2 protein-coding genes are annotated in these 3,494 nt (G+C 41.5%); one reads left to right on the top strand and one right to left on the bottom strand.

The genetic code is table 11. The features are described from left to right. Window positions 1–2,106, top strand: a 2,106-nt coding sequence (locus tag LDL35_RS15000; RefSeq protein WP_304023974.1) for a cobaltochelatase subunit CobN, incomplete at its 5' end; no start/stop codon positions are given. Here the strand turns inward: LDL35_RS15000 and LDL35_RS14995 are convergent. Beyond that, complete coding sequence (locus LDL35_RS14995) at window positions 2,098–3,366, bottom strand: nitrogenase component 1 (protein ID WP_304023971.1); 1,269 nt, start codon at window positions 3,364–3,366, stop codon at window positions 2,098–2,100. The genes LDL35_RS15000 and LDL35_RS14995 overlap by 9 nt on opposite strands. Window positions 3,367–3,494 lie beyond the last annotated feature (128 nt).

The following is a 3,494-nucleotide window of genomic DNA, read 5'->3' as shown; positions in this document are numbered from 1 at the left end:
TGGCTTCCAGGCAAAAGTGTGGGGCTGTCATCAACATGTTATCCGGATTTGATGATTGAAGATATTCCACACCTGTATCCATATATTATAGATAATCCAGGGGAAGGGATACAGGCTAAACGACGATCTTCAGCCGTTATCCTGGATCACCTCATCCCGGCCATGACTCGTGCAGGAGGATATGGTAATCTTGAGGATCTTACGATATTTATTCAGGATTATTTCCGTGCAGAAAAGAACCGTGATGATGTAAAGGCTTTGGAAATTCTTAAAGAGATAACACGATTAGTTGAAGAGACAAATCTTGCTTCTGATCTTCAGATCTCTCTGTCAACTCCGGAAAACCTGGCAGGATCGCTGGGATCACTATATGATTACCTATGTACTGCCAGGGATTCTTTAATAAAAGATGGCCTTCATATTTTCGGTTTATCCCCCCAGGGAGAGAGATTTTCAGAAATGCTCTACGCCCTGACACGAATGAAAAATGGAACAATACCCTCACTTCGTGAATCCATTGGGAAATCTATGGGCCTTCTACTTTCCGAGCTACAGGAAAATCCTTCTGGTTGGAACGAGTTTTTCCAAAAACCGAATGGTGCATTACTCGATGATATCGATACACTTTCATTTGATTTAATCCGAAGTATTATTGCAATAGGATGTAATCCTGATAAAATCCCTGATATTACTCGGGATTTATGCAATGATTCAGATCTGAACAAAACACTTCATCAGATTTGTACAAATATTGTCCCTAACCTTGAACAGACCACTGATGAGATGAATAACCTGCTCGCAGGGCTCAATGGCAGGTATGTTCCTCCTGGTCCATCAGGTCCTCCAACCAGGGGAAATGCCCATATACTCCCCACGGGCAGGAATTTTTACTCTATTGACCCGGCCATAATCCCGACACCTGCTGCTTTTGCCATTGGAAAAAAAATGGCTGATCAGATGATTGAACGGTATGTCAGGGATGAAGGTGTTTATCCTGAAAATGTTGGAATTGTTATTTTTGCGACCGACAGTATGAAAACCGGAGGGGATGATATTGCGTACCTTCTCTGGCTTATGGGTCTTCGTCCTCTTTGGTCAACATATGGGGGAAGAGTAACGGGTCTTGAAATTATTCCATTATCTGATCTGAAAAGGCCACGAATAGATGTAACTCTTCGGATAACCGGCCTCTTTCGTGATGTTTTCCCGGGTCTGGTCGAATTGATTGATGAAGGAGTTGAGATGATTGCAACCCTCGATGAAAAGGACGAAGAGAATTATCTTGCATCTCATCTTCGTAAATCGCTGCTTGAATCGCTGAAAAATGGAATGGGGCCTGAAGAGGCCAGATCTCGGGCATTGATCAGGATTTTTGGCTGTCCTCCTGGGACGTATGGAGCAGGAGTTGCAGATAAAATTATTTCATCCGGATGGGAAATAAGGCAGGATCTTGCAGATACATATCTGGACTGGGGCGGTCATGTATATGGGCGCAAGTATAAGGGGGAGGCAATGAAGGATCTTTTCCGGACTCTTCTCTCTAACCTAGATGTAACGGTAAAAAACCACAATTCACGAGAACTTGATATATTAGATAATGATGATGATTTTATGTATCATGGTGGTATGATAGCAGTTACCAAAGCGTATGGCGAAAAAGATCCTGTTTCGTTTGTGGGAGATAGTTCTGATCCTGACAAACCCGTCATCCGAACGATCGAGGAAGAAAGTAAATTTCTGTTTAGAAGTCGTATTGAGAATCCAAAATGGTTGGAAGGTCTGAAACCTCACCGATATCGGGGAGCACAGGAATTAACTTCCCTTTTTGATTTTGCTTTTGGATGGGATGCTACTGCTGATGTCCTTGAAGAATGGCAGTACCAGTCACTGGCTGAAACATTTCTCTTTAATGATTCCTGTCGGGAATGGTTATTGGAAGATAATCCGTATGCACTCAGGCATATGTCTGGCAGATTACTTGAAGCAGTGGATCGCGGAATGTGGTGTCCTGATGAAGAAACACTCGGATTACTCCAATCTATATACTTATCAATTGAGAGTAACCTTGAATCTTCGACAGATCCTCAAAAAAGAATATCAACGTAGAATATTTATGATTTCTTCAATAAGCATAAGTGAACCTGAAATTCCAAATATCGTTTTCGGTATTATTTCAATTTTTCCAGATGGTGGATGAGAAATATCAACATACCCTCTGCAAATACCTTGATTTTTCATCAGATTGCCTGTTGCCCCATCAGTAAAAATAATATCCGGGTCTTTTCCAGGAAAAATCCCCAGGTACTGAATAAGATGATTCTCCTGAAGGAAAAGCCTGAGTTCGTCAGAATATACCTGGCATGAGCCATCGGTAAGGTCTATTCCTACAGGGATCATACCAAGGTATGTATAGAGCCATTTTACTAATGGAAGTACAAAGGAACTTTCCGCTCGTATAGCAAATCTCGAACCACGGGGAATGCCTGATACTGCATTTAAACGGGCAATACTTCTCGCAGCGGTTTTTTTTGCAGAATGAATCTCTTGAATTAAAAAATTAGTATCAGTCCCAAAAGCCCTGCAGATATCCATAATCCAGGATTTTGTTGCATCAAAGCCTACCGGGGCCCCATCTTTTGGAAAAATAAAAGGGATTTTATAGGAATTTGCATAATAATTTGCAGTTTCAATTGCATATTCTGGAAATACTATGGCATTGAGGGATGCTCCGGATGATGCAATGAGGTTTTCAGTGTCTGATCCTGCTCCCGGAGTTGAAAGGACGGAGATTCCTGATTTTTCAAGGAGATATGATAATTCTTTTTTTGTTCCTTCACAATATCGCTGAAGAATCGATAAGCCGATAAGATTTACTTTATGAACAGGTTTACCTGAAGGGTGTAAATGTTCAAGAATCCTGACCAGTATTCTGTCAACTCCGGTAGGTGCTGAAAGTGAATATCCAGGTATTTCAACAGGAATACATCTTTCTTCCAACTCCAAAATAGTAATTAATTTTTTTAGATCATCTCCGATGAGTGAAGCACCAGGAGCGTTGATAAGGACGATAAGACCGCTCCACCGGGTTTTCATGTAGGTCAGGATCTCTTTAAGTTTATCCTGAGTGCCAAAGATGTAATCCTGATCGTCAAGATACGTACAAGGAATTCGTGATTGTCCGAAAAACCATGGTTCAGGGCGAAGATATGGATTAGAAATATCAGAATCGTTCCTCTTGAGATGTGCAATATGCCCATGGTAAAATTTACATCCGGTCGGACCGTTTAAAATTACCATAATATCTGGAATACCCTCAGCACCCAGTATCATTCCGGTTAGGATGTCAGGATCTATAACTCCGGTCATCAGAGATCATTCCTCCATCCTTCTCTCAAAGGCCCTGAAAGAATAGAGGCCCAGTACTTCATTGAGGATAATGCTCCAAAAAATCCCACATTCGGACAAAAAGGGATCATGCCATATCGTACATCAGC

The sequence above is a fragment of the Methanospirillum hungatei genome, assembly GCF_020216685.1.
GTDB lineage: Archaea > Halobacteriota > Methanomicrobia > Methanomicrobiales > Methanospirillaceae > Methanospirillum > Methanospirillum hungatei_B.
This window is presented reverse-complemented; position numbering and strand designations above follow the sequence as displayed.

Excerpts from the sequence above, each read along its gene's own strand:
- LDL35_RS14995 (WP_304023971.1), bottom strand. The coding sequence starts at position 3,366 with ATGACCGGAGTTATAGATCCTGACATCCTAACCGGAATGATACTGGGT.